General features: G+C 51.9%; 35 protein-coding genes. 16 read left to right on the top strand and 19 right to left on the bottom strand.

Annotated features, from left to right (window positions below):
* The first annotated feature begins 20 nt into the window (after positions 1 to 20).
* The 14 genes from B5F71_RS08660 to B5F71_RS08595 all read left to right on the top strand — a co-directional run bounded on the left by B5F71_RS08660 (position 21) and on the right by B5F71_RS08595 (position 9,109).
* Complete coding sequence (locus B5F71_RS08660; protein WP_241148579.1) at positions 21 to 323, top strand: hypothetical protein; 303 nt, start codon at positions 21 to 23, stop codon at positions 321 to 323.
* Positions 324 to 356: 33 nt separating this feature from the next.
* Positions 357 to 614 carry a hypothetical protein gene (locus tag B5F71_RS08655; protein WP_087209347.1) on the top strand — a complete coding sequence of 86 codons (258 nt, stop codon included), beginning with the start codon at positions 357 to 359 and terminating at the stop codon, positions 612 to 614.
* A 216-nt stretch (positions 615 to 830) separates the two neighbouring features.
* Positions 831 to 1,079, top strand: a complete 249-nt coding sequence (locus B5F71_RS08650) for a hypothetical protein (protein WP_087209345.1) — start codon at positions 831 to 833, stop codon at positions 1,077 to 1,079.
* Positions 1,080 to 1,143: 64 nt separating this feature from the next.
* Entirely contained in the window at positions 1,144 to 2,301 is a 1,158-nt protein-coding gene (locus tag B5F71_RS08645; RefSeq protein ID WP_087209342.1) for a hypothetical protein, read from the top strand.
* 3 nt (positions 2,302 to 2,304) lie between these two features.
* Complete coding sequence (locus B5F71_RS08640) at positions 2,305 to 3,198, top strand: hypothetical protein (protein ID WP_087209340.1); 894 nt, start codon at positions 2,305 to 2,307, stop codon at positions 3,196 to 3,198.
* Between the two features lie 71 nt (positions 3,199 to 3,269).
* A complete protein-coding gene (locus B5F71_RS20605; protein WP_087209335.1) occupies positions 3,270 to 3,827 on the top strand; it encodes a hypothetical protein in 558 nt (185 codons plus the stop codon).
* Positions 3,828 to 4,014: 187 nt separating this feature from the next.
* Positions 4,015 to 4,296, top strand: a complete 282-nt coding sequence (locus B5F71_RS08625; protein ID WP_087209333.1) for a hypothetical protein — start codon at positions 4,015 to 4,017, stop codon at positions 4,294 to 4,296.
* Positions 4,297 to 4,301: 5 nt separating this feature from the next.
* Positions 4,302 to 5,006: an N-6 DNA methylase gene (locus B5F71_RS08620; RefSeq protein ID WP_087209330.1), complete on the top strand. Its 705-nt coding sequence runs from the start codon at positions 4,302 to 4,304 to the stop codon at positions 5,004 to 5,006.
* 5 nt (positions 5,007 to 5,011) lie between these two features.
* Positions 5,012 to 5,221, top strand: coding sequence for a hypothetical protein (locus tag B5F71_RS08615; RefSeq protein ID WP_013617165.1), 210 nt, complete (start codon positions 5,012 to 5,014; stop codon positions 5,219 to 5,221).
* A 34-nt stretch (positions 5,222 to 5,255) separates the two neighbouring features.
* The gene (locus tag B5F71_RS08610; protein WP_087209327.1) at positions 5,256 to 6,485 is read left to right on the top strand and encodes a hypothetical protein; all 1,230 of its coding nucleotides are present in this window, start codon (positions 5,256 to 5,258) and stop codon (positions 6,483 to 6,485) included.
* A gap of 74 nt (positions 6,486 to 6,559) precedes the next feature.
* Complete coding sequence (locus tag B5F71_RS08605; RefSeq protein WP_087209325.1) at positions 6,560 to 7,435, top strand: hypothetical protein; 876 nt, start codon at positions 6,560 to 6,562, stop codon at positions 7,433 to 7,435.
* A gap of 23 nt (positions 7,436 to 7,458) precedes the next feature.
* Positions 7,459 to 8,619, top strand: coding sequence for a hypothetical protein (locus B5F71_RS08600; RefSeq protein WP_087209322.1), 1,161 nt, complete (start codon positions 7,459 to 7,461; stop codon positions 8,617 to 8,619).
* Positions 8,620 to 8,629: 10 nt separating this feature from the next.
* Positions 8,630 to 8,788 (top strand): hypothetical protein, encoded by a 159-nt coding sequence (locus B5F71_RS20235; RefSeq protein WP_158098066.1) that lies wholly within the window; start codon positions 8,630 to 8,632, stop codon positions 8,786 to 8,788.
* A gap of 27 nt (positions 8,789 to 8,815) precedes the next feature.
* Positions 8,816 to 9,109, top strand: a complete 294-nt coding sequence (locus B5F71_RS08595) for a DUF4120 family protein (RefSeq protein ID WP_087209319.1) — start codon at positions 8,816 to 8,818, stop codon at positions 9,107 to 9,109.
* A gap of 334 nt (positions 9,110 to 9,443) precedes the next feature.
* Here B5F71_RS08595 and B5F71_RS08590 read toward each other — a convergent pair whose 3' ends face one another.
* From B5F71_RS08590 to B5F71_RS19820, 19 genes are all read right to left on the bottom strand, one after another.
* Positions 9,444 to 9,989 (bottom strand): hypothetical protein, encoded by a 546-nt coding sequence (locus B5F71_RS08590; RefSeq protein WP_087209317.1) that lies wholly within the window; start codon positions 9,987 to 9,989, stop codon positions 9,444 to 9,446.
* 11 nt (positions 9,990 to 10,000) lie between these two features.
* Positions 10,001 to 11,347 (bottom strand): hypothetical protein, encoded by a 1,347-nt coding sequence (locus B5F71_RS08585; protein WP_087209315.1) that lies wholly within the window; start codon positions 11,345 to 11,347, stop codon positions 10,001 to 10,003.
* Complete coding sequence (gene tssD / locus B5F71_RS08580) at positions 11,334 to 12,071, bottom strand: type VI secretion system tube protein TssD (RefSeq protein ID WP_087209312.1); 738 nt, start codon at positions 12,069 to 12,071, stop codon at positions 11,334 to 11,336. Before tssD ends, B5F71_RS08585 begins: the two co-directional genes overlap by 14 nt.
* A gap of 153 nt (positions 12,072 to 12,224) precedes the next feature.
* Complete coding sequence (locus B5F71_RS08575; protein WP_087209309.1) at positions 12,225 to 13,094, bottom strand: toprim domain-containing protein; 870 nt, start codon at positions 13,092 to 13,094, stop codon at positions 12,225 to 12,227.
* A 63-nt stretch (positions 13,095 to 13,157) separates the two neighbouring features.
* Positions 13,158 to 13,667: a glycoside hydrolase gene (locus B5F71_RS08570; RefSeq protein WP_087209383.1), complete on the bottom strand. Its 510-nt coding sequence runs from the start codon at positions 13,665 to 13,667 to the stop codon at positions 13,158 to 13,160.
* A gap of 5 nt (positions 13,668 to 13,672) precedes the next feature.
* A complete protein-coding gene (locus tag B5F71_RS08565) occupies positions 13,673 to 13,981 on the bottom strand; it encodes a hypothetical protein (RefSeq protein WP_087209305.1) in 309 nt (102 codons plus the stop codon).
* Positions 13,978 to 14,475 carry a DUF3872 domain-containing protein gene (locus B5F71_RS08560; protein WP_162609938.1) on the bottom strand — a complete coding sequence of 166 codons (498 nt, stop codon included), beginning with the start codon at positions 14,473 to 14,475 and terminating at the stop codon, positions 13,978 to 13,980. The genes B5F71_RS08565 and B5F71_RS08560 overlap by 4 nt, the downstream gene beginning before the upstream one ends.
* Positions 14,476 to 14,506: 31 nt before the next feature.
* Positions 14,507 to 15,088: a conjugal transfer protein TraO gene (locus B5F71_RS08555; RefSeq protein ID WP_087209303.1), complete on the bottom strand. Its 582-nt coding sequence runs from the start codon at positions 15,086 to 15,088 to the stop codon at positions 14,507 to 14,509.
* Positions 15,085 to 15,999 (bottom strand): conjugative transposon protein TraN, encoded by a 915-nt coding sequence (gene traN, locus B5F71_RS08550; RefSeq protein ID WP_087209301.1) that lies wholly within the window; start codon positions 15,997 to 15,999, stop codon positions 15,085 to 15,087. The genes B5F71_RS08555 and traN overlap by 4 nt, the downstream gene beginning before the upstream one ends.
* 60 nt (positions 16,000 to 16,059) lie before the next feature.
* Positions 16,060 to 17,352: a conjugative transposon protein TraM gene (gene traM / locus B5F71_RS08545; RefSeq protein ID WP_162609937.1), complete on the bottom strand. Its 1,293-nt coding sequence runs from the start codon at positions 17,350 to 17,352 to the stop codon at positions 16,060 to 16,062.
* Complete coding sequence (locus tag B5F71_RS08540; protein ID WP_158098065.1) at positions 17,276 to 17,614, bottom strand: TraL conjugative transposon family protein; 339 nt, start codon at positions 17,612 to 17,614, stop codon at positions 17,276 to 17,278. Before B5F71_RS08540 ends, traM begins: the two co-directional genes overlap by 77 nt.
* Positions 17,611 to 18,234 (bottom strand): conjugative transposon protein TraK, encoded by a 624-nt coding sequence (gene traK / locus B5F71_RS08535; protein WP_013617148.1) that lies wholly within the window; start codon positions 18,232 to 18,234, stop codon positions 17,611 to 17,613. Before traK ends, B5F71_RS08540 begins: the two co-directional genes overlap by 4 nt.
* An 18-nt stretch (positions 18,235 to 18,252) precedes the next feature.
* Positions 18,253 to 19,266 carry a conjugative transposon protein TraJ gene (traJ, locus tag B5F71_RS08530; RefSeq protein WP_013617147.1) on the bottom strand — a complete coding sequence of 338 codons (1,014 nt, stop codon included), beginning with the start codon at positions 19,264 to 19,266 and terminating at the stop codon, positions 18,253 to 18,255.
* Positions 19,267 to 19,269: 3 nt separating this feature from the next.
* The gene (locus tag B5F71_RS08525; protein WP_013617146.1) at positions 19,270 to 19,902 is read right to left on the bottom strand and encodes a DUF4141 domain-containing protein; all 633 of its coding nucleotides are present in this window, start codon (positions 19,900 to 19,902) and stop codon (positions 19,270 to 19,272) included.
* Positions 19,899 to 20,261, bottom strand: coding sequence for a DUF3876 domain-containing protein (locus tag B5F71_RS08520; RefSeq protein WP_087209294.1), 363 nt, complete (start codon positions 20,259 to 20,261; stop codon positions 19,899 to 19,901). The genes B5F71_RS08525 and B5F71_RS08520 overlap by 4 nt, the downstream gene beginning before the upstream one ends.
* 14 nt (positions 20,262 to 20,275) lie before the next feature.
* Positions 20,276 to 22,789: a TraG family conjugative transposon ATPase gene (locus tag B5F71_RS08515; protein WP_087209291.1), complete on the bottom strand. Its 2,514-nt coding sequence runs from the start codon at positions 22,787 to 22,789 to the stop codon at positions 20,276 to 20,278.
* Positions 22,786 to 23,106, bottom strand: coding sequence for a DUF4133 domain-containing protein (locus B5F71_RS08510; protein ID WP_087209288.1), 321 nt, complete (start codon positions 23,104 to 23,106; stop codon positions 22,786 to 22,788). Before B5F71_RS08510 ends, B5F71_RS08515 begins: the two co-directional genes overlap by 4 nt.
* 4 nt (positions 23,107 to 23,110) lie before the next feature.
* Positions 23,111 to 23,407, bottom strand: coding sequence for a DUF4134 domain-containing protein (locus B5F71_RS08505; RefSeq protein WP_013617142.1), 297 nt, complete (start codon positions 23,405 to 23,407; stop codon positions 23,111 to 23,113).
* 249 nt (positions 23,408 to 23,656) lie between these two features.
* The gene (locus B5F71_RS19820) at positions 23,657 to 23,842 is read right to left on the bottom strand and encodes a hypothetical protein (protein ID WP_143269870.1); all 186 of its coding nucleotides are present in this window, start codon (positions 23,840 to 23,842) and stop codon (positions 23,657 to 23,659) included.
* Positions 23,843 to 23,854: 12 nt separating this feature from the next.
* Between B5F71_RS19820 and B5F71_RS08500 the strand changes: the two genes are divergently transcribed.
* Positions 23,855 to 24,697 (top strand): AAA family ATPase, encoded by an 843-nt coding sequence (locus B5F71_RS08500; RefSeq protein WP_013617141.1) that lies wholly within the window; start codon positions 23,855 to 23,857, stop codon positions 24,695 to 24,697.
* Positions 24,694 to 25,575, top strand: a complete 882-nt coding sequence (locus B5F71_RS08495) for a DUF4435 domain-containing protein (protein ID WP_087209285.1) — start codon at positions 24,694 to 24,696, stop codon at positions 25,573 to 25,575. Before B5F71_RS08500 ends, B5F71_RS08495 begins: the two co-directional genes overlap by 4 nt.
* The last annotated feature ends 192 nt before the right edge of the window (positions 25,576 to 25,767 follow it).

The following is a 25,767-nucleotide window of genomic DNA, read 5'->3' as shown; positions in this document are numbered from 1 at the left end:
AATTCTCAAAAGCAGATAAGATGGAAAATAAAACAGAGCCAAAACGGGCAGGAATGTCTGAAAGCAGACAGGGCTATTTTGAAGAAGAATTGTACTGTTCCGGCAACAGCCCTTTGCAAAGTACCCTTTGCGATAAGAAACTGGAGGAAATAAAATCCGGTTATGGTGACAGTGAAGTATGTATGGGTGAAATGCTGGCATCCGTACCGGCGGACGGACTGACAGTGGAAGAAGCGTTCTATCTGTACATACGGGCCATGCAATGGGCTGAGGGAGACCGCTTTTTCCGCTGGACATATGACGGGAAGGAAGAACGTTTCTGAAGTGAACTATATAGAACCTCAAATAGAAGAGTTATGAATATTCAAGCAGAAAATGCAGTTTCCAGTTTTTTCTACTATATGTGGAATACCTGGAGCCAGGAAGAGTGCAGGATTGTGTACGGGAACATGTCCCGTCATTTTTGGGAAAAATGGTGTATGTTGTCTGACAAAGGCGTATTCGGCGCGGCTGAACGTTTCTATGCGGAGTTGTCGGACACATATCGGCGGCCGTTGGTGGAACGGGCTGTCAGCCTGTATGACGGCAAATCACTCCGAAATATGCGGACATGAAGCCCTGATTCCCTATTTATATTTCTCTTTCTTATAGCAAAGATAGCCCCGTGCCTTTGGATTGAGCAAGGTCAGATTGGCTGGGAAAAAATCATCCTCGCTTCGCTGCGGTATTTTTTCCCGCCAAACCTTGCACAATCCCGGCACGGGACTACCTCGCATATAAGAAACAGAAATACCGGCTCCGGGAGCCGGCCATATCAAAAAAAGAAAAATATGGAAACAGAAAAGAATCAAGAGAAAATAGGCAGAAACTACCTGTGCTATTTCGGAGTCAGGTATCCGGTCCGGGAAGTGGACGGATGGCATGTATCCACAAAACAGTTTGAGTCTGTGCTGAGACGTGACAGCCTTCTCCTCATGGAAGCGGTAGACATACTGGAAGGATTTTTCTATTTCCTGGATGAAGAACTGTTCCATTCGTTGAGCGACGAGGAAATATACAGGCTTATCAACAGGTTATGACCGATATGAAAACGATAAGATAAAAAGCCCGACAGGACTTATGTTTAACTAAACCAACAGAACAATGATGACAACAACGACACCGAAACCCCGTGAAGGACAAGTAGCGGGCTTTCCGAAAGAACAGGCTGTCATGCTCACGGAGAGCAATGCCTATCGTGCGAAAAGCATCAGAAGGACGGGGACGGACGAAGCTCCCGTCCTTTTTCATTTCCGGAAACGCTGCATGGGAATACATTCGTATGTGCATACCACAGAGGCGGCAGACGGGACAGAACGGGAAATCCGCCCGTCAGATTTCAAGGACTGGGAAATTACCGGATGCAGATATCCCGGCTATCTGGAAGACCTGTATGGCAGTGCATGCAGCGCCTACCGGTGGAATTCGTTTGACCCGGAAGAGCGTGCCCAGACAGACATCTGCCGCCATGAGGAGCAGTTGTGTGCCGACCTGACTTCCATTCCCGAAGAAAAGCGGGAACAGTATAAGGAAGGCTACCGGAAGCGCCTTGCCGGTTTGTTCGGCAGCCTGTCACGGTGTGCGAGCCCGGCTGTGACCGGACCGGCAGGCTTCGACCGCCGGAAACAGGAAAAGGCGGAGCAGGCCTGCCAGAACAGGCAGGAGGAGTTTGAAAACTGGCGGGAACGCTTCCTTGCCGCCATGAAGCGGATGCAGGAGGAAGCCCGTCCGGAAGAGGAGAAACTGGAAGCCGCCTGGAAAAACCTGAAAAGAGACATCGCAGACAGTGTCCGGACCATTCACGAACTGGATACCGGGAAAATCCGTGGGTATAACCGGGCGCTTTTTGTCAGCAGCATCCTGAACAAGGTAATGACCTACGTCAACCGGGGTGAAGTGGAAACCGTACAGAAAGCCGTCGATTTTATCCGTATCTGTAACGCAGGCGTGAAGAAGCCGGTCATTACCCCGCGCAACCGTTTCTTCCAGTTCCCCGAAATGGCGGCCCGCGTACGGGAGAAAATGCAGGCTTCCAGGCAGGAGGAAAACAGTGAAATCCTTTTTGAAGGAGGCAGGCTGGTGTGGAACCGACAGGCCGACCGGTTACAGATCCTTTTCGACGGCATCCCCGACGATGCCAGACGCAGGGAGCTGAAGTCGAACGGCTTCCGCTGGTCCCCCAAGAACAAGGCGTGGCAACGGCAGCTGACCATGAATGCAGTGCGGGCGGCAAAAAGGATGTTGGACCTTCAAGACGTATAAAATATGGGACGTGGCAAAAAATATGTGGCAGATTCCCGGTATTTCCGGGGAGATGTCCTGACCGTCATGTCTGACGGAGTACATTGTGACGGTTCCGGACACACCCTCATGGAATTGCGTGAAAAGGAACGCAACCCGTACTTGTGTGCTTTCGGGGTGAAAGAGTTGCGCAAGAAAGGACGTATCTATATGGAATCTCTCTGTACACTGTTCAGAGAAATCTCCCCGGAACGGTACGAGGAACTGTCGTTTTATTCAAACATCCGTAAAAACCGCGATAGTTTCTTTGAAGCGGAGCCTTATTATTGGGAGTTGCATGACTTTTATTTCAAAGTGTCCGGCCGGTGCTTTACCGGTATCCGTCCTGTCAACCTGCCCTACGAAGAACTGCAGCGTCAGATAGGCGAACATTACCGGCGTGTCACCTGCAGGCCGGAAATCCGCAAATGGAACATCGCCGTTTCCGGAACGGACGGGAACGGCGGAAGAATGGGCACCGCCTATTTCTTCGTGACAGACAAGGGCTGCCAGCGCTTCATCTGCAACCTGACCGTATCCGGAGAGGCGGAATCCGTTCAGGAGGCACGCAAGGATGTCGCCCGTATTCTCCGAAGCCTGCGCAGGCATCATTTCACTTACTATGCAGGAACGGAAGGCATCGATGACCTGGACCGGTTTATGGATTATATGGAAAAGAACGATTATACCTTGCTGTCAGCCGGGACATTCTTCCAATACCCGATAAACAGGGAGTCCGTCACCTTCACGGGAAAAATTAAGGAAACAGGCAGAAGGTTCCTGTACCGTATTTACGACCGTGAAATTTTCCTGCACCTCTTGAAGCGCCTCCGGGGCGTCAAGAGAGAAACGGAACATACGGAACGCATAATGACCTGAGCGTGATTAAACAAAAGCCCTGTCCAGCCGGATGGGGCTTTCGTAATTCTAATAATGATTGGAAATATAAGATGAGAAAATTCAAGGAAAAACAGGCAGTGTACTGGAACGACCCTGCCGGAGAAACATCAGGCGTCTATGAGGTGCTTGATACGAATGAAGAATATAATGCAGGAATAACGGAAGCGGAAATTCCGGGCTTTGACTCCCGGGTGCTGCTGATAGGGAACGGCATGAGTGAAGTGGAAGTTTATGCGGAAGAACTGTCCGTCATTGACACGCCGTCGAGTGAAAGCCGGGGCCTGGTCCAAAAGGACATGGAGAACGGTTTCAGGAGGTTTGTCCGGAATAACGGCTGCAAACCGGATTATGCCGTCTGTTCCATTGCCTGGAATGACGGCGGTACCTATCCGGAAGTCAATATCCGGCTTTCGGAAACGGCAGATCCGGACACGGACGACAGCTTCTTTTTCTATTGCAACGGACTGGAAGGCCTCAAGTCACTCGCTTTTCCCGGTCTGGAAGAGTTTTACATAACAGGCATCCTTCATTTTGAGATTTTTGCAGGAAACGCCAGGCACAAAAAACAGAAGATAGAATGTCATCCTCATTTCTTGCGGCAAAAATAACCGTTTGCCCGGTTGACCGTGCAAGGCGGCCCCCATGGGGCTGGTTGGCCGGGAAAAAATCATCCTCGCTCCGCTGCGGTATTTTTTCCCGCCAAGCCTTGCACGGTCCCGGGTCAAACGCCAACTTTTGCGACAAGAAATAAGAATGCCTGCAAGCAGGCAGATGTCTCATTAAAAAATAGGATGTATGGTAACAATGGACTACAGACAAATGCTGGTTGTATCCCTGTGGCAGTACAATCATCACGCAAGCGAAGGGCTGACCCTTCCGCTTTTTCAGGAAACTTTCGGGGAATCCTGCGGACAGCACTATTATGAGAAATGGACGCTTTACTTCAACCGCAACCTGTGGGATATGCTGGCCTATTTCAGGAGCGAGGAGGAAAACGGGCAGAAATTCTGTAACATGGTGGCACGGCAGGTAGAGCTTTACCTTCATAACCGGAAACGGACAACCCTAAAAAATTGAAAGCGATGGCACAATACCCGGTTCCTAAAGAAATACAGCCCTTGGCGAGGCTGATGACGGATTTCGCCCATGCCTGCGGCTACGATCCGCTGACCGTATTCAATGACTTCCTGACATTTGTCATCCACGGTTTCTCCCCCGGCGCACCCCCACTCAAGAGCTGGAAATACAAGCGGCAGCAGAATGCCGCGTTCATGGGCATGGTTTCCGAATGGGTGCGGCTCATGCAACACCAGTTAAAGGAAGACACAAGCTGGTATGATCCGTTCGGTGACATTTACATGGCATTCTCTTCTACGGGATCCAAACAGGCGCAAGGACAGTTTTTCACTCCGGTGCCGGTTTGCGAACTCATGACGGCCTGCGCCGATACGGGAGAGCATCTGCCCGGACAGCGGATGGGAGATCCTACCTGTGGCAGCGGACGTTTGCTGCTAGCCTGGCACGTACGCAATCCCGGCGGCTATCTGGTCGGTGAGGACATCAACCGCACCTGCTGCCTGATGACCGTATGCAACATGCTCATACACGGTTGCATAGGCGAGGTTATCTGGCACGACAGCCTCCAGCCTGAGAAGTTCAACGACGGCTGGCTGGTCAATCCGGTGCTTACCCGTACCGGCATTCCCACTATACGCAGGATGAGCGGTGAAGAATACCGGAGAAGCCGGGAACTTCCTGTAAACAGAACAATAAATTCTAAAAAATGACAGCTATGGCAACAATCATTATTGCCCGGATCTGCAACTCATGCGGCTGCACTCCGGAAGAAGCGAAGGAGTATCTGGACGGTGAAATACGCAACTTATTGGACTATAGGGATGCGGATGACCTCCGTGCGGAGGATTTCGCACAGGCATGCGACAGCCTGGGTCTGGAACATGACTTCATCCCGTATTTCATCGAACGGCTCAGTATGTGTTGAATTTATGAATAATCCATTATTAAACAGACAAATTATGAAAGTAAATGCAAGCAGCGAACTGAAATCCCGTCTGGCCCATGCGGCAGAAAACGGGAGCGTCATCGCAAGGGACATCCTTGCCGAATTGAAGAAGAATGTGGATGTCACAGAGATTGTGCGGGGATTTTGCAACCATTTTTCCACCAAGCGCAAACGGACATCCTGCGACGGGTTCCAGAAAATCCGCATCGTGTTCACCGCCTGTAACAAGGACCTGTCCAACGGGAATTTCCCGGACCGCAACAATCCGCAGGCGCCCCTGTTCCCGGAAAACCGGGTGGATATGGAGCCGTCCACGTTCATCAGGCAGTTCAAGAACCTGCCGGAGTATCCGGAAACAGACATGGCCTATTTCGCCAGCGCCATCTGCGTGGACAGCAAGGTGACCGTGCGCCTGTTGGAAGGGATGCAGGACATTTATGAGGCGTATGACGGGGATAATTATTCCCCGATAGCGGACGATACGGCATCAACCCTGCACAATTCCTGCATGCGTTATCCGGACAAGGCACGCAATGCCGCGGATTTCTATGCCAACTTCGCCGGGGCGAAAATCCTGGTGGCAAGGGACGAGAGCAACAATGTGCTCGGACGTGCCATCGTGTGGGAGCATGTGCGCTGTCCGGTTAATGATTACGGGCTGGACACGGTTTCACTGACGGACCGGATATATTCGTCCCATGCGTTTGTCATAGGAATGATGCAGCATGAGGCACGCCGGAACGGGATCCTCCTGCGCAAAAAGTACAACGATTATCACCATACCAAGGAATATGTGGCATTGAACAGCCTGCAAGAAACAGGCATTGTGGCAGGGCAAGAACTCCAACTGGCACTCATCGTGGATGTGCCGGCTTTCCGCTGGCATAAGAAAGGGGTGCCTTATATGGACACGTTTTACAGCATTGCCATGAAAGCCGGGAAAATAGAACTGAGAAATTATGAAGGGGACGGGCAGATTGCCACCTGCCGGAATATTGGGGGAAGCGCCGTCCGTACAATGCAGGTATGTCCGGGCTGCGGCAAGATACACGGCGGTTTCGGGAATGTTTTCTGCTCCTCATGCAAGTCTTCCTTTTATGCCAGCACCGTTTTCGGTGAAGTGATCAAAGGTACTGTACGGGATTACAAAGGAGAGGTTTATCCTTCCGTGCTGTTCAAGAAAGGCCGGCCGATCCCGCCGTTCAGGACTTATTTGCAGTTGGAAAAACTTTTCATGTCATGAGAACTGTCACAGGCGTATATCCGCAAGGGTGTACGCCTGTGTCTGATGTGTCACATTCAAATACTTAATATCTTATGGAAAGACTGGTTACACTCTATAATATAGCTTCCCCGTCGGGGAAGGAAAAGCCTATGCTCCGTTACCTCAAGGCGGAGTTGAAGCGTATGGGCATTTCCTGCAGGCAGGACCGGCAGGGCAATCTTTATGCCGTAAAAGGCCGGGCAAAGACTTATCCGTGCGTCGTGGCGCATGTGGACGAGGTGCACCGCCACAGGACAGGCACTTACGGGGCACACGTGGTGGCGGATGCCATGGTGATAGGTTACGACCATCGCCACAAGTGTATGACGGGTATCGGTGCCGATGACAAGAACGGCATCTGGATCTGCCTGAAATGCCTGGAGGATTTCAAGGTGATGAAATGCGTTTTCTTTGTCCAGGAAGAGAACGGCTGCATAGGAAGCCGGGGGGCGGACATGGCTTTCTTTTCGGACTGCCGCTTCGTGCTCCAGTGCGACCGATGGGGGAATTCGGACTTTATCACCCGCATACATGGCACGGAACTCTGTACACGCGACTTTGTCGGATGTGCCAACTCCACGAAATACGGCTACAAACCGGTCGAGGGTGGCACAACGGATGTGTATATGTTGAAAAGAAGGGGGCTTCCGGTTTCCTGCGTCAATATCTCCTGTGGGTATTACGAGCCGCATACGGACCGTGAATATACCATACTGGAAGACCTGCACAAATGCTACCGCTTTGTACGCCATATCGTCATTGCACACAAGACGGTCAGCATTCACTCTCCGGAGGCGGAACAATATCCGTTCCCCGGATATTATGAACTGTTCGGCATCGGCGGGTACAGCGAGGAAGAATACCAACGGATGCTGGGACGGTTCAAAAGCGGCTGCTCCCAAAAGCTGTTGAAGAAAGACTTTATCTGACAATATTAAAACAAGAATCATTTATGGAAGCAACATTGACAATGCCGGCAGCTGCGCCGGTACAGAAGCAGCAGGGATTGAATCAGGTAGTGATTAACAAGGTACGGCGGATGGTCGAAGGCAGGCAACAGGATGTGATGGGCACCATCACTCGCCTGCTCGAAGAGGGAAAAATCGCACAGGACTACATCGCACCTATCGGGGTCAGCCGCAGAAACGGCGAGCAGCGTCCTGTCGTGTCGTTCAAGGCGGCGGGCCGGGTGCAGCTTTCAATGCCCGAAGGGGATTTCAGCCTGCACGCCAATGCCATCGGCCAGGTTTCCGAAAAGATGGGCATCCCGGCAAAATACCTCCGCGAGCTTTCGGCGGGAGCCGCATGGCAGAAACAGTTGTGCGCCACCATCCTGAACGAGCATTCGGGCTGGACGGAACGGACGCGTGTGCTGGTCCGGGCGGTAGGGACCGAGGTACGGGGCATATTGTCCGATTCCTACCGGAGGCTCAATTCGGTGGAGATCCTGACCGCATTCATCCGGGAGGCGGCAAACCAGGGGGCGGTCGTTTCAGATGCCTACATGAACGATACGAAGGTCTGGTGCGAGACCATCCTGCCCACTCCTATAGAGATCCCCACCCGTAAGAACGGTACGGTCGTCATCTTTGCCGGGGCACGTTTCTCCACGTCCGATTACGGAAACGGTTCGGTGGACATGCGTTCCTTCCTGCTTAACGGGGCATGCCTCAACGGGATGGTGCGTGAGTCCGTCATGCGGCAGGTACATCTGGGGGCGAAGCTGCCGGACTCAATGGCTCTTTCCCAAAAGACTTACGAACTGGACACGCAGACTACCGTGTCGGCGGTTTCCGACCTGACCAAAGGGCTGTACAGCCGGGACACCCTTATGCAAAAGGCCGTGGAGATTCAGGGAGCCGCTGAGGTGGATGTGGATTTCGATAAGGAACTGAGACAGTTGGTACAGCGGGGAGCCTTGCTGAAGAACGAGGGCCGCGAGGTGGAAAAGCTGCTGATGAACAATAACCCGGACGACGGGGTGACGGGCGGTGCCACGCTTTGGAAACTGACCCAGGGCATCACGGCATTCGCACGGGCACAGCAGCCGGAACGCTGCCGTGAACTTCATGAGATTTCCGGCCAGTTGCTGAACCGGGTAAAGGTGAACTGAAAAAACGGTTATGGATATGAAAGCCGGGGATTTTGCCACGCTGGTACACCCTTATAAGGGGTACCGCAACATCGAATTGATCAAGCGCCTGCCATATACATGGCTGGTACGTATCTGCGAAAGCGGATTGGAACTGGAAGTTTACGAGGACGAATTTATCCTTGATTGAGTATGAACCCTATAAAAAATAACAAATATGAAAATTTTATGTAGCCAGGAGCACTACGACAAGGTAGTGCAGTATGCCGAATCCATCGGCGACACTACGCTCCAAAAATGCCTGGAGCGTCTGAAGAGTTGGGAAAAGAATCCGAACTGTCCTTGTGAGATTGAGTTGTTTTATGACTTTGCTCCTTATTCATTCGGTTTCAGAGAACGTTATCCGGATGGCAGAATTGGCATTGAGGGCGGACTGCTCTATCATGGCAGGCCGGACCAGTCCTTTGCAGTTCTGTTAGAGCCTTTTCACGGGTGGAGCATACATACCTGATGTTGTAGTTGTAGCATAAAAGAATCTCAATTTTGAATTTGAATCTAAAAAAATACAAAAATAATGTTCAGTTCAAAATTGAGATAATATTTGATAAAATGATACAGTTACCAAAAGTCAGTGACTTATTAAACTGTTATCTAAACTATTTTGAATTTATTGTGCGATGATTTAGGATGAGTTTTTGCTCCTTTTCGATGTTGTGATGGGGAAGATAGCGGGCTATCTGACGAAGAATAAGAGTGAAAAGGAGCAAAAAATCGCCCAAAACACACGAAAACGATATACATCAAGACGAGAAAAACTTTTTGTAGAAAATCAAAACAGTTTCTTATTATTGATTGAAATAAACTCTTACAGGAATATTATGCCATTTTTTATGATCATGGAAATGTAAAAAAATAGAATCTCCTTCAAAAAAATTATTTATGATATTTTTAAAGTTGCTATTGAACTCTTTTAAAGAAACGTGAATTGTATCTTTCTTTTCATTAATCATTTTGTTAAAGTATCCTGATAATTTTTTTTGTAAAGTATCATTTTTATCAATAATATATAATGTAGAACCATTAAATACTTTATAAGATGATGTCAAATAATTATCTTCATCACAAGTCATTAAGTAACAGCCTGCTGTACCAGAACTAAGATTCTTATTGTGGAATAAATAAGAATTTTCCGCATAATAAATGTCTCTATTATCTGTTTTTCTTATCTTAAAAGATAAAGGATAGGATAAACTGAAAATAGAACTTTTGTCTTTCTTCAGTCTCAATACAATTGAATTTGTACTTTTAATTTGTTTTACCAATACTACATCTCTGTTAGAAACACATCCAACAAAAAACAAAACTATTAAAATCTGAATAATGCGAACCATATTATATAATGTTAATTAATAAAAAATGAATCAATCAGAAATATTAAACCATTATCGCTATCAAAATACTCATATAAGATAGTTATATTTTTATCATCTACTTCTTCGTCCGATGCAATTCTGAAGTCTCTAAATTTTTTATACTTACCTTTAATAAGTTCGTTAGCCAAATTAAATGAGACCTTAATAAATCCAAAATGCAACTTTGAAGTCCTACTATTATTAGCTCTTTGAACTACTTGTTGAACCTCATATAAGCCTTTGCTTTTAGCATTCCATAATTCTACATGTACATATTTACTGTATAATTCTTCTCCTTCATAATACATATCTTCCGCTATAAGACCACCTAAGTCTACTAAAAGTGATATAGCCATTCCGAAACCACCTGTTATACCAGGTAATGAAATCGATAATGGTTTTGATGTATCACTTGCATGTGTTTTTGTCACAGAAGAAAAAATATCCCAAGATTGTATACTTTTGGAAAATAAATTCAAAATAGTTACTTTTACTCCTCTATTTGCAAAATGCTCATATTGGTTTATTCCTTTCGTTGACAAGATTTTCCCATCACTAGTTCTTGTAGTCCAATTCTTACCTTGTTTTACATAGATAAGTTTTCCATCTATTGTATAGTAACTATAATCATATACTTCTCTACGACTGCCATCACTTAACATTTCATATACTTTACCTTCATTATTTACCATGTATCCTTTTGCTAGTTTTGCGAGGGCAATTTTATCTTTATAAAAATCTATAAACTCGACAGTTTCTTCTGTAATCTTATCTGCTACCTCATCTTTGACAAAATTAATAAAAAACAATTGTTCACCATTGCTAGTATACAGCTCTGGCATCCCCTCATTTATTAATGAGGGTTTGATGAAGAGATCACGGTCTGATATTCTTACATTTAAGAAATCTCTTTTTCCCTTGGGCAAAGAAGTTTTATTTATATTATTGGAGACTATTTTCCAATATAATTCAAGAATTCCCCCATCTTCTTCTACATCTTTTGTCCATGTCCTTGGAAGCTGAAGCTCTATGATAGCATAATTATTTTGTATATATGTATAGGCTGTTTCTATTTTTCCATTAAACTTATATTTATCAGGACACAGGTAGTCTAAAAAAAGAAACTCTTCCAAGTTATATAATTGTAAATCAATTTTTGTTCCATTCCGAACACCACTTGTCTTGATTACAAAATACACGGTATCTTCAAGTCTGGCTTCAGTAATTTTATATTGAAGGTCAGAACTGTTTTTACTAGACCACCATCCTGTAATTTCTCTTATGCCTAAATAGGCTTTACCATATATTTGCGGAGAGGTAATTTCAATTTTCTTCATATTGCACTGTCTCAAACTTAAAGTTCTCAATGACTATAATACCTTCACTATTTATTATGCCTGAGTATTTGGCACATTTATAAGTGCCAGAATCATTAAACTTAAAATTTAAATCAACACGTTTCCCAACAATAGGGGTATCAACTTTCACATATAAAGTAAAAGGAATATCAGGAAAAGAATCTTTTTGTATTGCATTGTTCTCATCAATCCAATAAGCATCCGTTATGAAGATTTCTTGCTTTTCATCATTATTCACAACTCTTGGCTTCACGCTAATATCCGAAACTTTCCACACCTTCTCTCGCGGTTCACAATTCATACGTTTGAGGATGCCAGGTGACAGGAGTACAGTCATCAGCATGGGCATTTCTCCTGTGCACAAGGTTTCTTTCAAACTTACGCAATAGCAATCCCAAAAACGGAATATGTCCACGATGTCATCTCCTGTGGCAAATTCGATTTCTCCGTTTGCCATATTACCTTGGAGTAGCCATTCATAGAAGAAGTTATCATGATCGGTTGATTCAAAGGTCAGTGCAATCAAATCCCCCTCTACAGGAAGATACTCTACGGTGCCAAGTTTTTGGCAGACTTCCATATGCGCGGCAATAATCCGTCCGATATCAGGACGGTCACTGTGGGCGATATGGCATTCATAACCGTAGCATGCCACATCTCTTTCTACACCATTTTGCATTCTCAGAGTCACTTGATAGGCCATAATATCTGTCAGGTATAAGTTTGCCGGATGTTGGCAAAAGTCTTTGCAACAATTATTTTCTGCAAATATAAAAAGATCGGTTGGTATAATTGTATGGTAATCAGAATTTATTTCTATGTTTCAAAGCAGGATGCGGGAAAGTTCGCAACAGATTTACAGCTGACTTTTCAAATAATCGTTGAGGTCCTTCCAAGTTGAGTACTTAAAAGATTCATCTTTCACATGTCCCCCGTATGTTTCCCTGAGATTCTTCAAGGCGTCCTTCCCGGCACGGTCATTATCCAGAAAACAACGGATTTCCTTGTAACCGTCCAAAAGCGGCACAGCCTTTGCCAGGTTGGCAACAGAGTTCAGCACGATATGGTCACAGCCCGGCTGAAAGCCTTCAACACCTTTCTTCTGTAATGTCAGGAACGACAGGTAATCCATAAACCCCTCAAAGAGGCAGCACACCGGCCTTTTCCCTTCCGGTTCCCGGATATACGACACGGCTTTCGGGGAAATGCAGGCCTTGAAATACCGGTTCCGTATCTCATACCCGCCGTTCATGTTGGGAAATCCGACCGCGAAATAGCGTTTCCCGCCCAGCCCGTAACGGATTTCCCGGCATTCCTTGCGGGCTGTTTCCGCCTCGATGCTCCTTTCTTTCAGGTAGCGGTACAAGGCAGGCGATGCCAGTTCCATCACTTCCACGTCCTGAAAAGCCGGTTTCGGCTTTTCCCGTTTGGGGAATGGGTCGGTCATAGGACAGGCGTGTGGAGCCTGGCTTCCTATCTGCCGCAACAGGTAAGACACATCTTTTGACCCGTACAGTTCGGAGGCGAGGGCAATCAGGTCCCCGCCTTTTCCGATGCCGAAATCAAACCATTTATTGAGGGTCGTGTTTACCTTGAACGATGCGTCCGTTTCTTCCCGCAGCGGCGAGCGGTACCACAGGTTCGCCCCGCATTGCCGCACCGGGAGATGTCCCAGCATGTGCAAATAATCTTCAATGCGTATCTGTTTGGTTGTCTGTATGTTCATAAGGATTTAAGTTAACCGTTATGGAATGAAAAATCCCCCGGAAACTTTTCCGGAGGATTCAAGCTACTGAGGTAAGGGTTCATACAGCAGTGCCAGTTCCATCCGGCGCCGCCTTTCGATGGAAGGGATGACCCGGCCTTTCCAGCACCGGAACGACAGGTACTCCCGTTCGATGTCCCGCTCCCCTCGTTCCAGCTTCCGTATCAGCCTGCTTTTGGGCATCTTTCCGTATCCCAGGAGCCGGTTATGGCCGACCTGATAGGCCAGCACAGCCAGCAGGAGGCTGTCCGCCCCGAAGCGCCGGAAGAGGGCGCACCGTTCCAGCAGGTCTTTCCTTAGCAACGCTTCCCCTTCCTCACGGCTCATCCCGTAGGACAATTGTTCACCCGGGAGGATGCGGTGCCCGTAAGCGATGTACGGTGTCTTGTCCGGTCCATGCCAGCCTTCATACCGCATGACCAGTCGGATGGCGCGTTCAAAAGGAGGCAGCCGTTTCAGTTCCTCCATGTCCTGTGCCGCCAGCAGGCAGGGGAACAGCCCCAGCAGGCAAAGGGCGTGTATGGCTCTTCTCATCCTGCTTACCATTCCACCACCTCCACATCCAGCGTGCAGCAGGGTGTGCCGCCCTCATAGCTCCATTCCCGTCCGCTCACCGTCAGTTCACACTCCTTCAGGAAATCCCCCACACTCATGCTTTCTGTCCTTTCGTTGCGTTCAAAGCAATGGCAGGCGGGCGTTTCTTCCAGCACTTGCCGGGATAACTTGCAGGCAAGCCGGTCCGCGTTTATGCGGAGCCGGTCGCCGATGGCAGGCACGGTCACCGCCTTCCGGGTCAGCAGGACATACTCCGGCAATCCGGGTATGTCGGCATACAGCAGGATGTTCATTCCGTGTCCTCCTCTCCGTTTCCCGTTCCTGTTCCGGCAGGCTCCGTCACGCTTTCTTCCGGAGCGCCGTCCTCCGCATTGAAACTGAAGCTGAGCTGGCAGACGGCCCCCCAGTTGTTTTCAAAGTAGAGGTCGATGGCCTGCGCCTCATCGCTGCTTTCCGAAGTGTAGTACAGCCTGAATTTCAGGTCTTCCAGCAGATAGCGGTCGTTGGGTTTCAGTGCCGTGCCGTCCGCCAGTTTGAGGATGCCTTCCCCGTCGGGCTGGAAATACCTCAGCGTGTAGACGGTACCGTTGAATTCCCCTTCGGGAATGATTTCCAGGCGGATTTCCGCCGTTTCCCCTTCCACGAGTTCATCCGTTACCGGCAGGGCTTCCACGGTGAACGGGTATTCCTGCTGCACCTCCGGCCCTTCGTCACAGGAAGCCAGGCAACATACCGCCACTGCCAGGCAGCAGGCGGCTTTCATCCGGTCAAATGTCTTTTTCATCATTTTCATCATTGTTTCTTGTTTTCAGTAGGGTTCAGAATATGTATTTGAGGGCGATTCCGTATTGGGTATGGAAATGTCCGGCCGCGCTGCCCCACAGGATGCGTTCCCGCAACCGGAAAGCCAGTACGGTGCAGTCGCTCAGGTAGGCTTCCGCTTCGAGGGTCACGAAACCTCCATAAATGAAGGATTCGCTTTCCTGCAGGACAGCCCCGTCTTCCAGCATCCGTTTCCCGCCGTTTACGCGCTCATACCCCAGCAGGCCCGACAGTCCGGCGTTCAGGAACACTGTCTTTCCCGGCGTGGACAGGAAATTGTAGCAGTATCCCGCTTCCCCCGTATATTGCACGAGCGGAATCCGGGTTTTCCGGTAGGGATAATGCCGTTTCATCATCCCGATGCCGTACACCCACTTGTGGCCCCCTTTGCCATAGGTGAACAGGGCAAGCGAGAAGGCATAACCGGCATCCTTCCGGTCCCTCTGCGAATAGAATCCGTCCGCCATCTCCGCTGATACCTGTATGCCTTTCATGCCCGGCAGGCACCGCTGGGCTTCCGCCCGTCCTGCCAGGAGGACGGACAGAAGCAGGGTTATAAACAATACCTTCCCCTTCATCGCACACGCAGTTCATTAATGGTCTCAGCCTGTACCAGGTCTTCATTCTCCAGCTCGAAGGTCTGGTGACGCCCGCCTTGTTTCTCGTACATTTCCACGACCAGTTTCTTCCCGTCGGGTATCGTGAATTTCGGCAGGGCGAACACCGTGCATTCGGACTTCCTCCCGTCCACACGGGTCACGTAGTTGTAGGCCCGCAGCGGATAGACCACCTGTTCCTGCATGGCGGTACGCTTCACCAGTTTCTTGTCCGCTATCTTGAAAGTCACGAAATCCACATCGAAGGGCACGTGCGAGGTGTTCTTTATCTGCGTGTGGAAATAGAGCAGCCCGCCGTGGCTGTACAGCCCTTTCAGGAGGAACTGTACCCCGAAACGCTTGCACCCGATGTGGCGGATGCGGCGCTTGTCGCGTTCATACACGGACTTCATGATCAGGCGCACCAGGCGGGGCGACTCGTTGTCCAGTTCCGTCAGGTAGATTTCCATCGCGTTGTTCGGGCGGTTCACCGTTTCCCCGTCATGGATGAAGTCGCACATCTCCACGTTCAGCAGCAGGGGCTCGTCCGCGTACTTCACATTGAAGCTGTAAAAATTCCCGTCTTCCGTAATCACGCTCATGTTCGTTTCCTGCCGGAAGTTCTTCGTGGTGGCCTTCACGCGGATCACGTTCTCCGCGCCGTCCGCCTTTCCCGCTATCAGGTCCGTGGACCCCAGGTCCACATACCTCACCAGTGAAGGGAAGATGACGTGCACCGTTTTGTCGTACGTGATTTCCAGCCCGTGCGGGGGAATCATCTGGCTGAATCCGATCTTGCGGCTCAGCCCTTCAAACCAGTCGCCGCTGCTTTGCTGTGCCTGCGCGGCGTTCATGCCCAACAGGGCGGCAGTCAGAATCAGGATTTTCTTCATAAGTCTGCTTGTTTGGTGAATAATCGTTTGTTCCATGTCCTTTGGTTCTCCTTCATTATATTATTGTCCGGGCGGGTACAGCAGCACCCGGTGTCCGGCTTTCAGTGTCACTTTCACGCGTTGCATCTTTTGGGTGACGTATTGCGACACGCCCCGTATCACGCCTTTCCCCAGGTCGGAGGCGATCTGCGCCCCGGCATCCGTCGAGATGTTGATGCTGCTGTTCATCGAGCCTCCCATGTTGGCGGCTATCTCGCGCAGGGCATCGTATTCCATCGAGTTCGGCACCGCTATGCCCTGCTGCCCGTCGGCATCATACACTTCCAGTTCCACGGGGATAACTGACCCGTCATGCTCCACGGTAGAGATGAGGATGTCCAGGCGTTCCCCCTGCATCCGTGTGCCGCCGGTCAGCACCGTCCCTTTCGGGATGAGCCGGTCGTCCACCGCCATCGGTTCCAGCAGGCGGATGCGGAGCGTCTGCCCGTCCGCCACGGTCTGGGTGCTGTGCACGCAGGCGGCGATGGTATTCCTGGCCGAAGCGAGCGTCTTTCCGACCGGCGTGTGGAACCCCGTGTTCCTTTCCCCGGCAAAGGCCGCCGCTCGCTCCAGGTCGTCTGACGGACGGGGAAGGGAGGATACCACCTGGTGCCGGACAGCCGTCACCGGCCTGGCCTCCGCCTTCCGCCTTTCCGTTGCCGGACGGACCTGTGCCGTCTGCCCTCCGTTGTAGCGGGCGGCCAGTTCATAGGATTTCTCCATCAGCGCCAGTTTCTCTTCCATCGAGTATTCCGGGGAAGCCTCCGGCTGCTGTGCCTGCCGCCGTTCCAGTTCCGCCACGCACTTCCGCAGTTCCTCCTTCTCCCGGTCATAGGCCGGCTCATAGAAGTTGTTCAGGGTGCGGTTCATGTCGCGGTAGGCGGCGGACGGCGAGCGGGCGGTTTCCTGCCCGGCTGTTTTCCGGGGCTTTTCCGGAGGCAGGTCGGGCAACCGCACCGTATCGGCCTGTTTCCGGTCCAGCAGCGAGGCCATCTCCCGGTAGGTGCTCCTGCGTTCCTTTTCTTTTTTCTCCATTTCCTCATGTTCGTAGGCGGCCACCTTGCTCTCCTGCATCCGGGAGTCTTCCGGCAGGGGAATTTCGGTGTTGAAGCCATTGCTTTGACCGGCCTTTGCCTGTTCCTTTTCCGAAGGGGACAGGGCCAGCCAGACGCACCCGGCGCAGAGGAGTACCAGGACGGGATAGACGATGTATCCGGCCCGCTTCCGTTTCTGTTCTTCAGTCAGCGGCTTGCCGCCTTCCTTGGGCGGAGGCAGCTTCAGCAGCGTCCTGAGTTTTCCGATGTTCATTTTCATGTCTGTTTTCCGCTTGTTCTTTTTCGTTCATTTTTTTGATTCCGTATGTGATGCCGATGGGGCGGATGTGCTCCACCTCCGGCCCGGGACCGTCCCTTTCCCCGAATCCCTGCAGGGCGGTGCCTACGGTGTAGACGCATCCGGCAAGAAAAGGCAGGAGCAGGGCCAGCAGGACGGCGGCCCGTTGCCTTTCCGTCAGCTTCCGGCAGGACATCCGCAGCCGGATGTCCGCCCGTTTCCAAAAGTTCCGCCGCCTGTTCATCGTTCCGCGCTTCTGAGGTCCCTGTTTTCCAGTATCACCAGATGTTCGATGATGAACCCGTTGGGGTTCGCGTCCGAGCGTGAGGTGTTCTGCAGCTCGCATCCGGTCACCAGCGAGCGTTCCGTCACGTTGCTCTCGCGGATAATCAGCTGGCGTGCGTAGGTCTTCACCCGGTAAGGGTACACGGAGAAGTCGCACGACACGCTGTCCACCTGGAGCACCTGGTTCACGTTGCCCGATATCAGGCGGTTGTAGTAGCCTTTCTCGGCGAAGTCCGTATAGTACCGGTAGGCGCTCCGGTCGGCGAGCTGCAGGGCACGGTTGATGTTGTGCTCGATGGCGTCCTTCTGCGGCGAGAGGCCGAAGAAAAGCTCGTGGAAGCGCCGTACATGCTCCCTGGCCTCTGCGGGACGGTTCTGGGAGAGGTCCTGCGAGAGGGCGAGCATCAGCGACTTCCCGCCGTCCAGCACGTAGATCTTTTCCCGCTGCTTCTCGGCGAAGCGGAACGAACTCCACAGGGCATAGCCGGTGACGAGCGTGCAGCAGCCGATGAACACGGCCAGCATCAGGCGGATGCGGCGGAAGCTTGTCTCAATATTGGTCAATGACTTGAATTCCATAATCTGTCTTTTCTTGGGTTATTTTCCCCGCAGCCTGCCTCCGACGTTGCCGAGCGCGGAGCCTGCGGCTCCTGCGGCTAGCCCGCCGCCTTTCACGGCGCTGCGGTTGATGTTGCGGTTGTAGTTCCCTCCTCCGCCTGCCTGCACGATCCATCCCGCCACGGTCGGCACGGTGAAGTAGCCGATGATGCCTATCAGCATGAAGATGATGTACACGGCATTGGAGTTGTCCACCGAATAGTCGGGGTTACTCTGCAGTTCCAGGATGTCATTCTGGAGCATCAGCACCTGTATCTTGGCAAGCATGCAGCTGAACAGGTCGCTCACGGGCAGCCAGAGATAGACGGATATGTACCGGGTGAACCATTGGGCGAGCGTGGACTGGAACCCGTCCCACACGGAGAAGGCGAAGGCCACGGGGCCGAGGATGGAGAGCACCACGAGGAAGAACGTCCTCACCGTGTCTATCAGCAGCGAGGCGGCGGCGAACAGCAGTTCCAGCAGGCTGCGGAATGCGTCCCGGATGTTCTTTTCGAGGTTGTACATCCCCACTTCCATGTACATGCCCATCCGCGTGGCGGCGTCCCCGACAGACCATCCCAGCTCGTCCAGCTGCCGGTCAAACTCCTCGTCGCTGACCAGGTAGGCGGTTTCGGGGTTGCGCAGCATGGCTTCCCGCTCCAGCTTGTCCTTCTGTTCCCGGTATTTCTCCATGTCCATCGTCTGTGTCTCCAGCATGGAGTGCGTCCCCTGCACGATAAGCCCCAGCGTGTTGTTCAGCGTGCCCAGCACCAGCGTCGGGAACAGCAGGATGCAGATGCCGATGGCGAAGGGGCGCAGCAGCGGGTACACGTCTATCGGTTCGGCCCGCGCCAGCGACTGCCATACACGGACGGCCACATAGAACAGGGCGCCCAGCCCGGCAAGCCCTTTCGACACGGCGAGCATGTCGCCGCACAGGGGCATCATCTCCTCATAGAGGCTTTCCAGCACGGTGTGCAGGTTGGTGAAGTCGATTGAAAGCAACGTCATGGGCTACCAGTATTTGGCGTCAGCTTTCCCATAGAGCCGCATCACGCGGTCCAGGTCGTTCTTCTTCCGGGCACGCAGGAAGCTGACGGCGATGTTGCGGTTCGTGTAATAGCCCACCAGATTCCGGTAGCGCCGCATGTTGCGGTAGCATCCGTCCACCACGTCCATGCGGTCCTTGTCCGTCATGGAGAGCGTGCTCACGTTGATCACCTGTTTCAGGTCCTGCAGCACGCCGTTGCTCTCTTCCAGCAGCTTCGTGTAGCCGAAGGCGATAGCGTCCAGTTCCTCCGGGGAGAAGTTCTCATCGTCCATCATCTTCCCGAAGTTCGTCACATAGATGTCCGACACTTCACCGGTCATCAGGATGATTTCCTGTACCTTGCGGGCGTCACGCACCAGGTTGTTCACGCTTTTCAGCGCATCGTAGTAGCGTTTGGCCTGCTCGTAGATCTTCACGGTCTCTGCAAAGCTCTCCGCCGTGTTCACGGCCGTCTTCGAGGTGTGGGCGATGTTCTCCGCCATGTTGATGATGCCTTGGGCAAGGTTCCCGGGATCGCTCACCACCCACTGCGCCTGAGCGGCGGACGTGCCGAGTGCCGCCGCCAGGCCGAATGCCAGGATTTTTCCGTTCCTCATGGCCGCACCTCCTTCCGCACATAGTCGCCTCCCGGCGAGAAGGTCAGCACGTCGGCAGCCTCGTTGTAGGCCACGTCAATGCGGTATCCGGTGTTGATGAAGAGGTTCCCGTCCTCTTCCACCAGCAGGTAGGTCTGCGGTCTCAAGCGGCGTGTCTTCCCGCTGCGGGCGAACACTGTCACCTTGTAGGAATCCCCTTCCCGGTAAACCAGCACGTCGGGTTTCCCTTCCACGCTTGTCCACGGCCCGCACAGCTTTTCCGTTTCCGGCCCCTTGATGTCCGCACATCCTTGCAGCATCAGGGCTGCCGCCCCCATGAGGCAGGCGGCCAACTTCGGCAGTTGTCTGTTCTTTTTCATGATTGTCTCTGTTTTTAGGGTTGTTTCTTTTCATCGCGTCTTTTTCCGGCAAGGCGGCGCACGGCAAGCTCCAGGTCGCCGTCCAGCCCGTCCGCCAGCCGTTGCAGTTCCAGCTTCTCGGATTCCTCCGTCGTGTACACCAGGTACTCTTCTTCGCTCACCTCCGTGGCGTACACGGCAGAGCGGGTGCCTCCCAGCCCGATCCATACCTCGCGGTAGGCGTTCCCCGGGCGGTTCGCCTGGTTGATGGAGAGGATCTGTCCCTTTTCCTTGTCCGTCAGCCCGAGCAGTTTCTGTATCTGGTCGAACTTGTTCATGTATTTCCGCTGGTCAAGCAGTATCTTGCAGTCGCTGTTGTTGATGATGGCTTCTTTCACGATGGGCGAACTGATAATGTCGTCCACTTCCTGGGTGACCACTACCGCTTCCCCGAAATATTTACGGACGGTCTTGAACAGATATTTTACATACTCGCTCATGTTCGCCGACATCAGGGCCTTCCAGCATTCCTCGATCAGTATCATTTTCCGGATACCTTTCAGTTTGCGCATCTTGCCGATGAAGGTTTCCATGATGATCAGTGTCACCACCGGCAGCAGCACCTTGTTTGAGGAAATGTTGTCTAGTTCGAAGACGATGAACCGTTTGTTCGTGAGGTCCAACTTCTGATCGGAATTCAGCAGGAAGTCATAGTCGCCTCCCCGGTAAAAGGGTTCCAGCACGTTCAGGAAACCGTCGATGTCGAAGTCCTTTTCACGTACCTTCTTCTCTTCCATCATCCGGCGGTAATCGTCGCGTACGAACTCGTAGAAACCGTTGAAGTCGGGCCTCAGGCTCCGGTCCTGCGTGATTTTCCGGATATAAGCGTTCACCGCGCCGGACAGGGCGACCTCTTCCGAACGCCTCGGCGCCTCGTCCTCCCGTTTCCAGAGGGTCAGTATCAGCGTCTTGATGCTTTCGCGCTTCTCCACGTCGAACTCCCCGGAATCGGTGTAGAAAGGGTTGAAGGCAATCGGGTTGTCTTCCTCATAGGTCAGGTAGATGCCGTCCTCGCCCTTCGTGCGGCGGTTGATCAGCCTGCACAGCCCCTGGTAGCTGTTCCCGATGTCCACCAGCAGGATATGGGTGTTCTGTTCATAATACTGCCTCACCAGGTGGTTGGTGAAGAACGATTTCCCGCTTCCGGACGGGCCGAGTACGAACTTGTTGCGGTTGGTGATGATGCCCCGCCTCATCGGTTCGTCGCTGAGGTCCACGTGCACGGGTATCCCGCTTTGGCGGTCCGCCATACGGATGCCGAACGGGCTGGGTGAACTGCGGTAGTTCGTCTCTTCCTGGAACAGGCATACCGCCTGCTCCAGGAAGGTGTGGAAGCTTTCCTCGGCAGGAAAGTCGCCCGCATTGCCGGGGATGCCCGCCCAGTACAGCACCGGTACGTCAACCGTGTTGTGGCGGGGCGTGCATTCCATCATGGCCAGCTGGCTTCCCGTATCGTTCTTGACACGCCGCAGGCTTTCCCCGTCCTCCGCCCAGGCGAGCACGTTGCAGTGGCAGCGCACGGGCAGCAGGCCTTTCGTGTGGGCCTCGTCCAGGTACATTTCCACCCATTCCCGGTTTACTGCGTTGCTGCGGCTGTACCGGGAGAGGGAGAGCATGTTCCGGGCGGTCTTCTCCATGTCCTGCAACACCGTCCGCGCATCGTCGATGAAGACATACTGCGAATAGATGTGGTTGCAGGGGAGCAGCAGCCCTACGGGGGCGGCGAACGAGAGGCGGCAGTCGCTGCGGTCCGTGGACATCCGCCCGTAGCGCATGTCGGTGCCCACCTTGCCGGGGAGGTCGTCCGCCGCGGAGAGGGTGTGCAGGCACAAACGCTTGTCTCCGATGCGCATCCGGTCCGGCTCCAGGCAGATGTCTTCCAGCACCGTCTGTCCGCCTTCCGGGGAAAGGGACAGGTAGCGTTCCACCAGCCCCGGACGTTCTTCCGTACCCGTGATTTCTTCCGGCGGCAGGCGGCGCAGGCGCACATGCCCCGAGTCGTTGACAATCCGTTCGAACTGTTCCACCGTTTCCATGAAACGGGAGGCGGCCTCCTTGTCCGTCACTTCCTTGGGCAAGATATGCCCCCGGCACAGGGTGCTGAAGTCGCTGTTCCGGCGGCTCCGTTCCCGCACGGTCTTGGTCACGTAGAGGTAGCAGCGGTGGTTCAGATAGGGACGCTCGTTGAAGTGGCGTTCATAACTCCGGGCCAGGAAGCTCATCTCCCTGCCTTCCCAGTCCGGCCGGTAGCTCTCTTCCGTGAACCAGTCCTGCTTGCACACGATGGAATAGTCGGGCAGCACCCGGATGGCCTTCACCCACACGGAGTGGATGGCTTCGTATTCCCCCGCCGCCACGGTGTACACCTCGGGCAGCGTCACCTCGAAGGCGACCGTCAGGTCCGCGTCCTTCGACACGATGCAGCCGTGCTCCACGGCAAGCAGGGGGAATTTCCGTTCCAGTGTCTCGGCTTTCAGTATGTTTCTCATGGCTTTCTTTCAGAATTTAACACTCGGAATATCTTTCTGCGCCGGATCAGGTAGCACGGGTGGCGCTTTTCCGCCAGCATCTTCATCAGCCCGTGTTCGCCGAACCGCGCGTTCAGCCGGAACACGCCCCAGGCCAGCAGGCTGCCGGCAAAGATGCCGCCCAGGATGCAGGTCCATTGCCCCGCACCGGCGAGGTACAGGACGACCACCGCCAGCAGCACGGCGGCGAGCCCGCCCGCCAGGATGAAGAGGTACATGGCGGTCAGCCCCTTGAACTCCACCAGTTTCCCCACGCCTTTGTTCACGTCGTACTCCATAGGCTCAGAGGAAGAAGGAACGCAGGATGGTGGCGGCCACAATCAGGAAAATGCAGGCGAAGAACCAGCTCGCGGCGGTCTTCGACGTGTCGGGGTCCCCGCTGGAAAACTTTCCGTAGGTTTTGATGCCGCCCACCAGACCGAGTACGGCGCCGATGGCGTAACACAGTTTCGTCGCCGGGTCAAAATAGCTGGTCATGAGGCTGGTGGCCTCGTTGATGCCTGCAAGTCCCTCGCCCTGGGCGAAAGCCCCTGCTGTCACTAACACGCTCAATGCGGTAAAAAGGATTCTTTTTCTCATGCTTGAATCGTTTTTGGGGTTACACAATTGATTTCGGTGCAAATATAGAGGCGGAGAATGTGGCATGGTACAGGCGTTTCATCACATGGCGACAGATGTCTTCAGGTGTCAGCCCCAAAAATGATTCAGCATCCTTTATGCTTTATTTTAGCTATCAGAAACCATGCTACATGTAACATTATAAATGCCCCGTTCGGATTTCCAATCCAGGGTTTTGCAGTGTAAGATAAAAAGCATACCTTTGCATCGCTAGAATCCGCCACGCTTCCCGCAGACCAGCGTACCAGGGCGGAACTTTTTGTTTAAGGGCTGTCTGTTCTCTATCAGAAAAATAATGCCATAGGCAATGGAACGGGTTGAAAACAACGCAGTTTCAGCAATTTTGCCAGACAGGAGTTGTGCATTTGCCTGAATTTTAATAGTTTTGTATTTCAAAAATGAATTTGTATGGAAAATAAAAGCAAATATATAGGCTGGTTTCAGGTACGGAGGATGTGGGGAAGGCTTGACCTGCAATGGGAAGGCATACATGATGATGTGAATATCCTTGTCGGTATCAACGGCTGTGGAAAGACGACCCTGCTCAACCTGATGTCGGATTACTATACCGGACAGAAAATAAAGAAAGGGATTGCCGAATCCGTCAGCGGCACAGCCATTGGCAGTCCGGTCACATACATCCGTTCATTTGATGTGCCTGCCAACGCGAAGAAAAAGACGGAAAGCATGTTGCTTCAGGAACTCAAACACGTCATCAACCAGAACGGGGAAGGCACTTCGTTTTTCGATTACCGGATGAAGATGTTGAACTATCCGGACAAGGCGGAAATGATTCAGAAACGGATCGACACTTTTTTCAAATTGGTCAATACCTTATTTAAAGAAACAGGCAAAGAAATTACAATAGACCCGCAAAGTAATGCCTTGGTCTTTTCGATCCGGGGAACGGGAGGAAAACTCGTGACGAAAGAGGGTGAAAATATAGTCGATTCTGAAGGGAACGTGATTTATGTTTCGGATGAGAAAATCCAACTGGACCAGCTTTCTTCCGGCGAAAAACAGATGCTGCTGATTCTGACCACCGTTTTCCTTCAGGAAGAGAAACCGAATGTATTGTTGATGGACGAGCCGGAAATCTCCCTGCACATCAGCTGGCAGGACCGTCTGATCGAATGGATACGGCAATTGAATCCGTATTGCCAGGTGATACTGACCACCCATTCCCCGAATATCTTTGCCAATGGCTGGGAGGACAAGATTGTGTTCATTCAAGATTTGGAGCGGCCATGATGGAAGCGGACAAGCGTGACTTTTATGCCAAAGCGGCAAAAGGGCTGGCGGCATCCGCCAGGCTCTACAACGTAGATGCCGTGGTTCATGTGGAAGACACGGACGACATCTGGTTCTGGCAGCAGTGTCTTTCCCAATACCGCACGGGACATTACAAGTTCATGCGGGCAACGACCAATGAGAAAGGCACTTCCACGACCGGATGTACGCAATGCTTGAAGTACAAGGATTTTCTGTCACGACGGTTCTTCATCTGCATAGACAGTGACCTCCGTTATCTTTCCGGTGAGGACTTGCGGGCGGAAAAGGGTATCCTGCAGACCTATACTTATTCTTGGGAAAACCATTGTGCGTTTGCCGGCAAATTGCAGCAAGCCTTTGATGAGGTGGAAGGAAGAAAACCATTTGACTTCCGCTCTTTTCTGGAAGGATATTCCCGGATCGTGTACGAGCCTTTTCTGTTGATGCTGCATCAGGAAAGGGAGAATCATCCCCGTTTCAAACGGGGCGATTTTCACCGGTGTGTCGCGCTTCAATACCGGCAAGGGGATGAACTGGGCAACGGCGCGGCTTTCCTGAAGCGCCTGCAAGAAAATCTGGCTGCTGAAACGGTGGACATGGCTGCGCAATACGGGTTTGACGTTGGAGTGGAGAGGGGCCGCTATGAAGCTTTGGGACTGCGGGAAACGAATGCATACCTGTATGTCCGTGGCCATGACCTCTACAATGCATTGGTGTCCATCGGGAAAAAACTGTGTGAAAATACCGGGGTAGATTTTGAACAGAATGTCATGAGGTCGGCTCTGGCTTTTGGGCAATACGATGAAATTACCCGCATCAGGACAGATATCGGGAAATTGCAGGAACTGCCCTTGTGACAGGAAGAGTAACAACGCCCGGCACAGACCAGACCCTCATTACAGGTATGAAGCGGCTGTGCCGGACGTTTTTTATTTGATTCTTTAGTTCCTATGTTTGTAATGTGCTAGCAAAATAGCATAAAGCCAAGAGAATTATTAAATTTGTAAATGAAAGAAATAACTTAATAAAACCTATGACTTTATGCGTAA

Source organism: Bacteroides sp. An269, from assembly GCF_002159755.1.
GTDB classification, from domain to species: domain Bacteria; phylum Bacteroidota; class Bacteroidia; order Bacteroidales; family Bacteroidaceae; genus Phocaeicola; species Phocaeicola intestinalis.
Note: the sequence above shows the minus strand (reverse complement) of the source record. Positions and strands in the feature narration are given on the sequence as shown.

Coding starts and splice junctions, on each gene's coding strand:
- B5F71_RS08625 (WP_087209333.1), top strand. CDS start 4,015: ATGGTAACAATGGACTACAGACAAATGCTGGTTGTATCCCTGTGGCAG.
- B5F71_RS08540 (WP_158098065.1), bottom strand. CDS start 17,614: ATGAACAGGCGGCGGAACTTTTGGAAACGGGCGGACATCCGGCTGCGG.
- B5F71_RS08520 (WP_087209294.1), bottom strand. CDS start 20,261: ATGAAAAAGAACAGACAACTGCCGAAGTTGGCCGCCTGCCTCATGGGG.
- B5F71_RS08655 (WP_087209347.1), top strand. CDS start 357: ATGAATATTCAAGCAGAAAATGCAGTTTCCAGTTTTTTCTACTATATG.
- B5F71_RS08570 (WP_087209383.1), bottom strand. CDS start 13,667: ATGAGAAGAGCCATACACGCCCTTTGCCTGCTGGGGCTGTTCCCCTGC.
- B5F71_RS08515 (WP_087209291.1), bottom strand. CDS start 22,789: ATGAGAAACATACTGAAAGCCGAGACACTGGAACGGAAATTCCCCCTG.
- traM (WP_162609937.1), bottom strand. CDS start 17,352: ATGAAAATGAACATCGGAAAACTCAGGACGCTGCTGAAGCTGCCTCCG.
- B5F71_RS08600 (WP_087209322.1), top strand. CDS start 7,459: ATGGAAGCAACATTGACAATGCCGGCAGCTGCGCCGGTACAGAAGCAG.
- B5F71_RS08650 (WP_087209345.1), top strand. CDS start 831: ATGGAAACAGAAAAGAATCAAGAGAAAATAGGCAGAAACTACCTGTGC.
- B5F71_RS08575 (WP_087209309.1), bottom strand. CDS start 13,094: ATGAACATACAGACAACCAAACAGATACGCATTGAAGATTATTTGCAC.
- B5F71_RS20235 (WP_158098066.1), top strand. CDS start 8,630: ATGGATATGAAAGCCGGGGATTTTGCCACGCTGGTACACCCTTATAAG.
- B5F71_RS08505 (WP_013617142.1), bottom strand. CDS start 23,407: ATGAGAAAAAGAATCCTTTTTACCGCATTGAGCGTGTTAGTGACAGCA.
- traN (WP_087209301.1), bottom strand. CDS start 15,999: ATGAAGAAAATCCTGATTCTGACTGCCGCCCTGTTGGGCATGAACGCC.
- B5F71_RS08495 (WP_087209285.1), top strand. CDS start 24,694: ATGATGGAAGCGGACAAGCGTGACTTTTATGCCAAAGCGGCAAAAGGG.
- B5F71_RS08510 (WP_087209288.1), bottom strand. CDS start 23,106: ATGGAGTACGACGTGAACAAAGGCGTGGGGAAACTGGTGGAGTTCAAG.
- B5F71_RS08525 (WP_013617146.1), bottom strand. CDS start 19,902: ATGAGGAACGGAAAAATCCTGGCATTCGGCCTGGCGGCGGCACTCGGC.
- B5F71_RS08585 (WP_087209315.1), bottom strand. CDS start 11,347: ATGAAGAAAATTGAAATTACCTCTCCGCAAATATATGGTAAAGCCTAT.
- B5F71_RS08565 (WP_087209305.1), bottom strand. CDS start 13,981: ATGAACATCCTGCTGTATGCCGACATACCCGGATTGCCGGAGTATGTC.
- B5F71_RS08500 (WP_013617141.1), top strand. CDS start 23,855: ATGGAAAATAAAAGCAAATATATAGGCTGGTTTCAGGTACGGAGGATG.
- tssD (WP_087209312.1), bottom strand. CDS start 12,071: ATGGCCTATCAAGTGACTCTGAGAATGCAAAATGGTGTAGAAAGAGAT.
- B5F71_RS08560 (WP_162609938.1), bottom strand. CDS start 14,475: ATGATGAAAAAGACATTTGACCGGATGAAAGCCGCCTGCTGCCTGGCA.
- B5F71_RS08645 (WP_087209342.1), top strand. CDS start 1,144: ATGATGACAACAACGACACCGAAACCCCGTGAAGGACAAGTAGCGGGC.
- B5F71_RS08555 (WP_087209303.1), bottom strand. CDS start 15,088: ATGAAGGGGAAGGTATTGTTTATAACCCTGCTTCTGTCCGTCCTCCTG.
- traJ (WP_013617147.1), bottom strand. CDS start 19,266: ATGACGTTGCTTTCAATCGACTTCACCAACCTGCACACCGTGCTGGAA.
- B5F71_RS08605 (WP_087209325.1), top strand. CDS start 6,560: ATGGAAAGACTGGTTACACTCTATAATATAGCTTCCCCGTCGGGGAAG.
- B5F71_RS20605 (WP_087209335.1), top strand. CDS start 3,270: ATGAGAAAATTCAAGGAAAAACAGGCAGTGTACTGGAACGACCCTGCC.
- B5F71_RS08595 (WP_087209319.1), top strand. CDS start 8,816: ATGAAAATTTTATGTAGCCAGGAGCACTACGACAAGGTAGTGCAGTAT.
- B5F71_RS08615 (WP_013617165.1), top strand. CDS start 5,012: ATGGCAACAATCATTATTGCCCGGATCTGCAACTCATGCGGCTGCACT.
- B5F71_RS08590 (WP_087209317.1), bottom strand. CDS start 9,989: ATGGTTCGCATTATTCAGATTTTAATAGTTTTGTTTTTTGTTGGATGT.
- B5F71_RS08620 (WP_087209330.1), top strand. CDS start 4,302: ATGGCACAATACCCGGTTCCTAAAGAAATACAGCCCTTGGCGAGGCTG.
- B5F71_RS08660 (WP_241148579.1), top strand. CDS start 21: ATGGAAAATAAAACAGAGCCAAAACGGGCAGGAATGTCTGAAAGCAGA.
- B5F71_RS08610 (WP_087209327.1), top strand. CDS start 5,256: ATGAAAGTAAATGCAAGCAGCGAACTGAAATCCCGTCTGGCCCATGCG.
- B5F71_RS08640 (WP_087209340.1), top strand. CDS start 2,305: ATGGGACGTGGCAAAAAATATGTGGCAGATTCCCGGTATTTCCGGGGA.
- traK (WP_013617148.1), bottom strand. CDS start 18,234: ATGGAATTCAAGTCATTGACCAATATTGAGACAAGCTTCCGCCGCATC.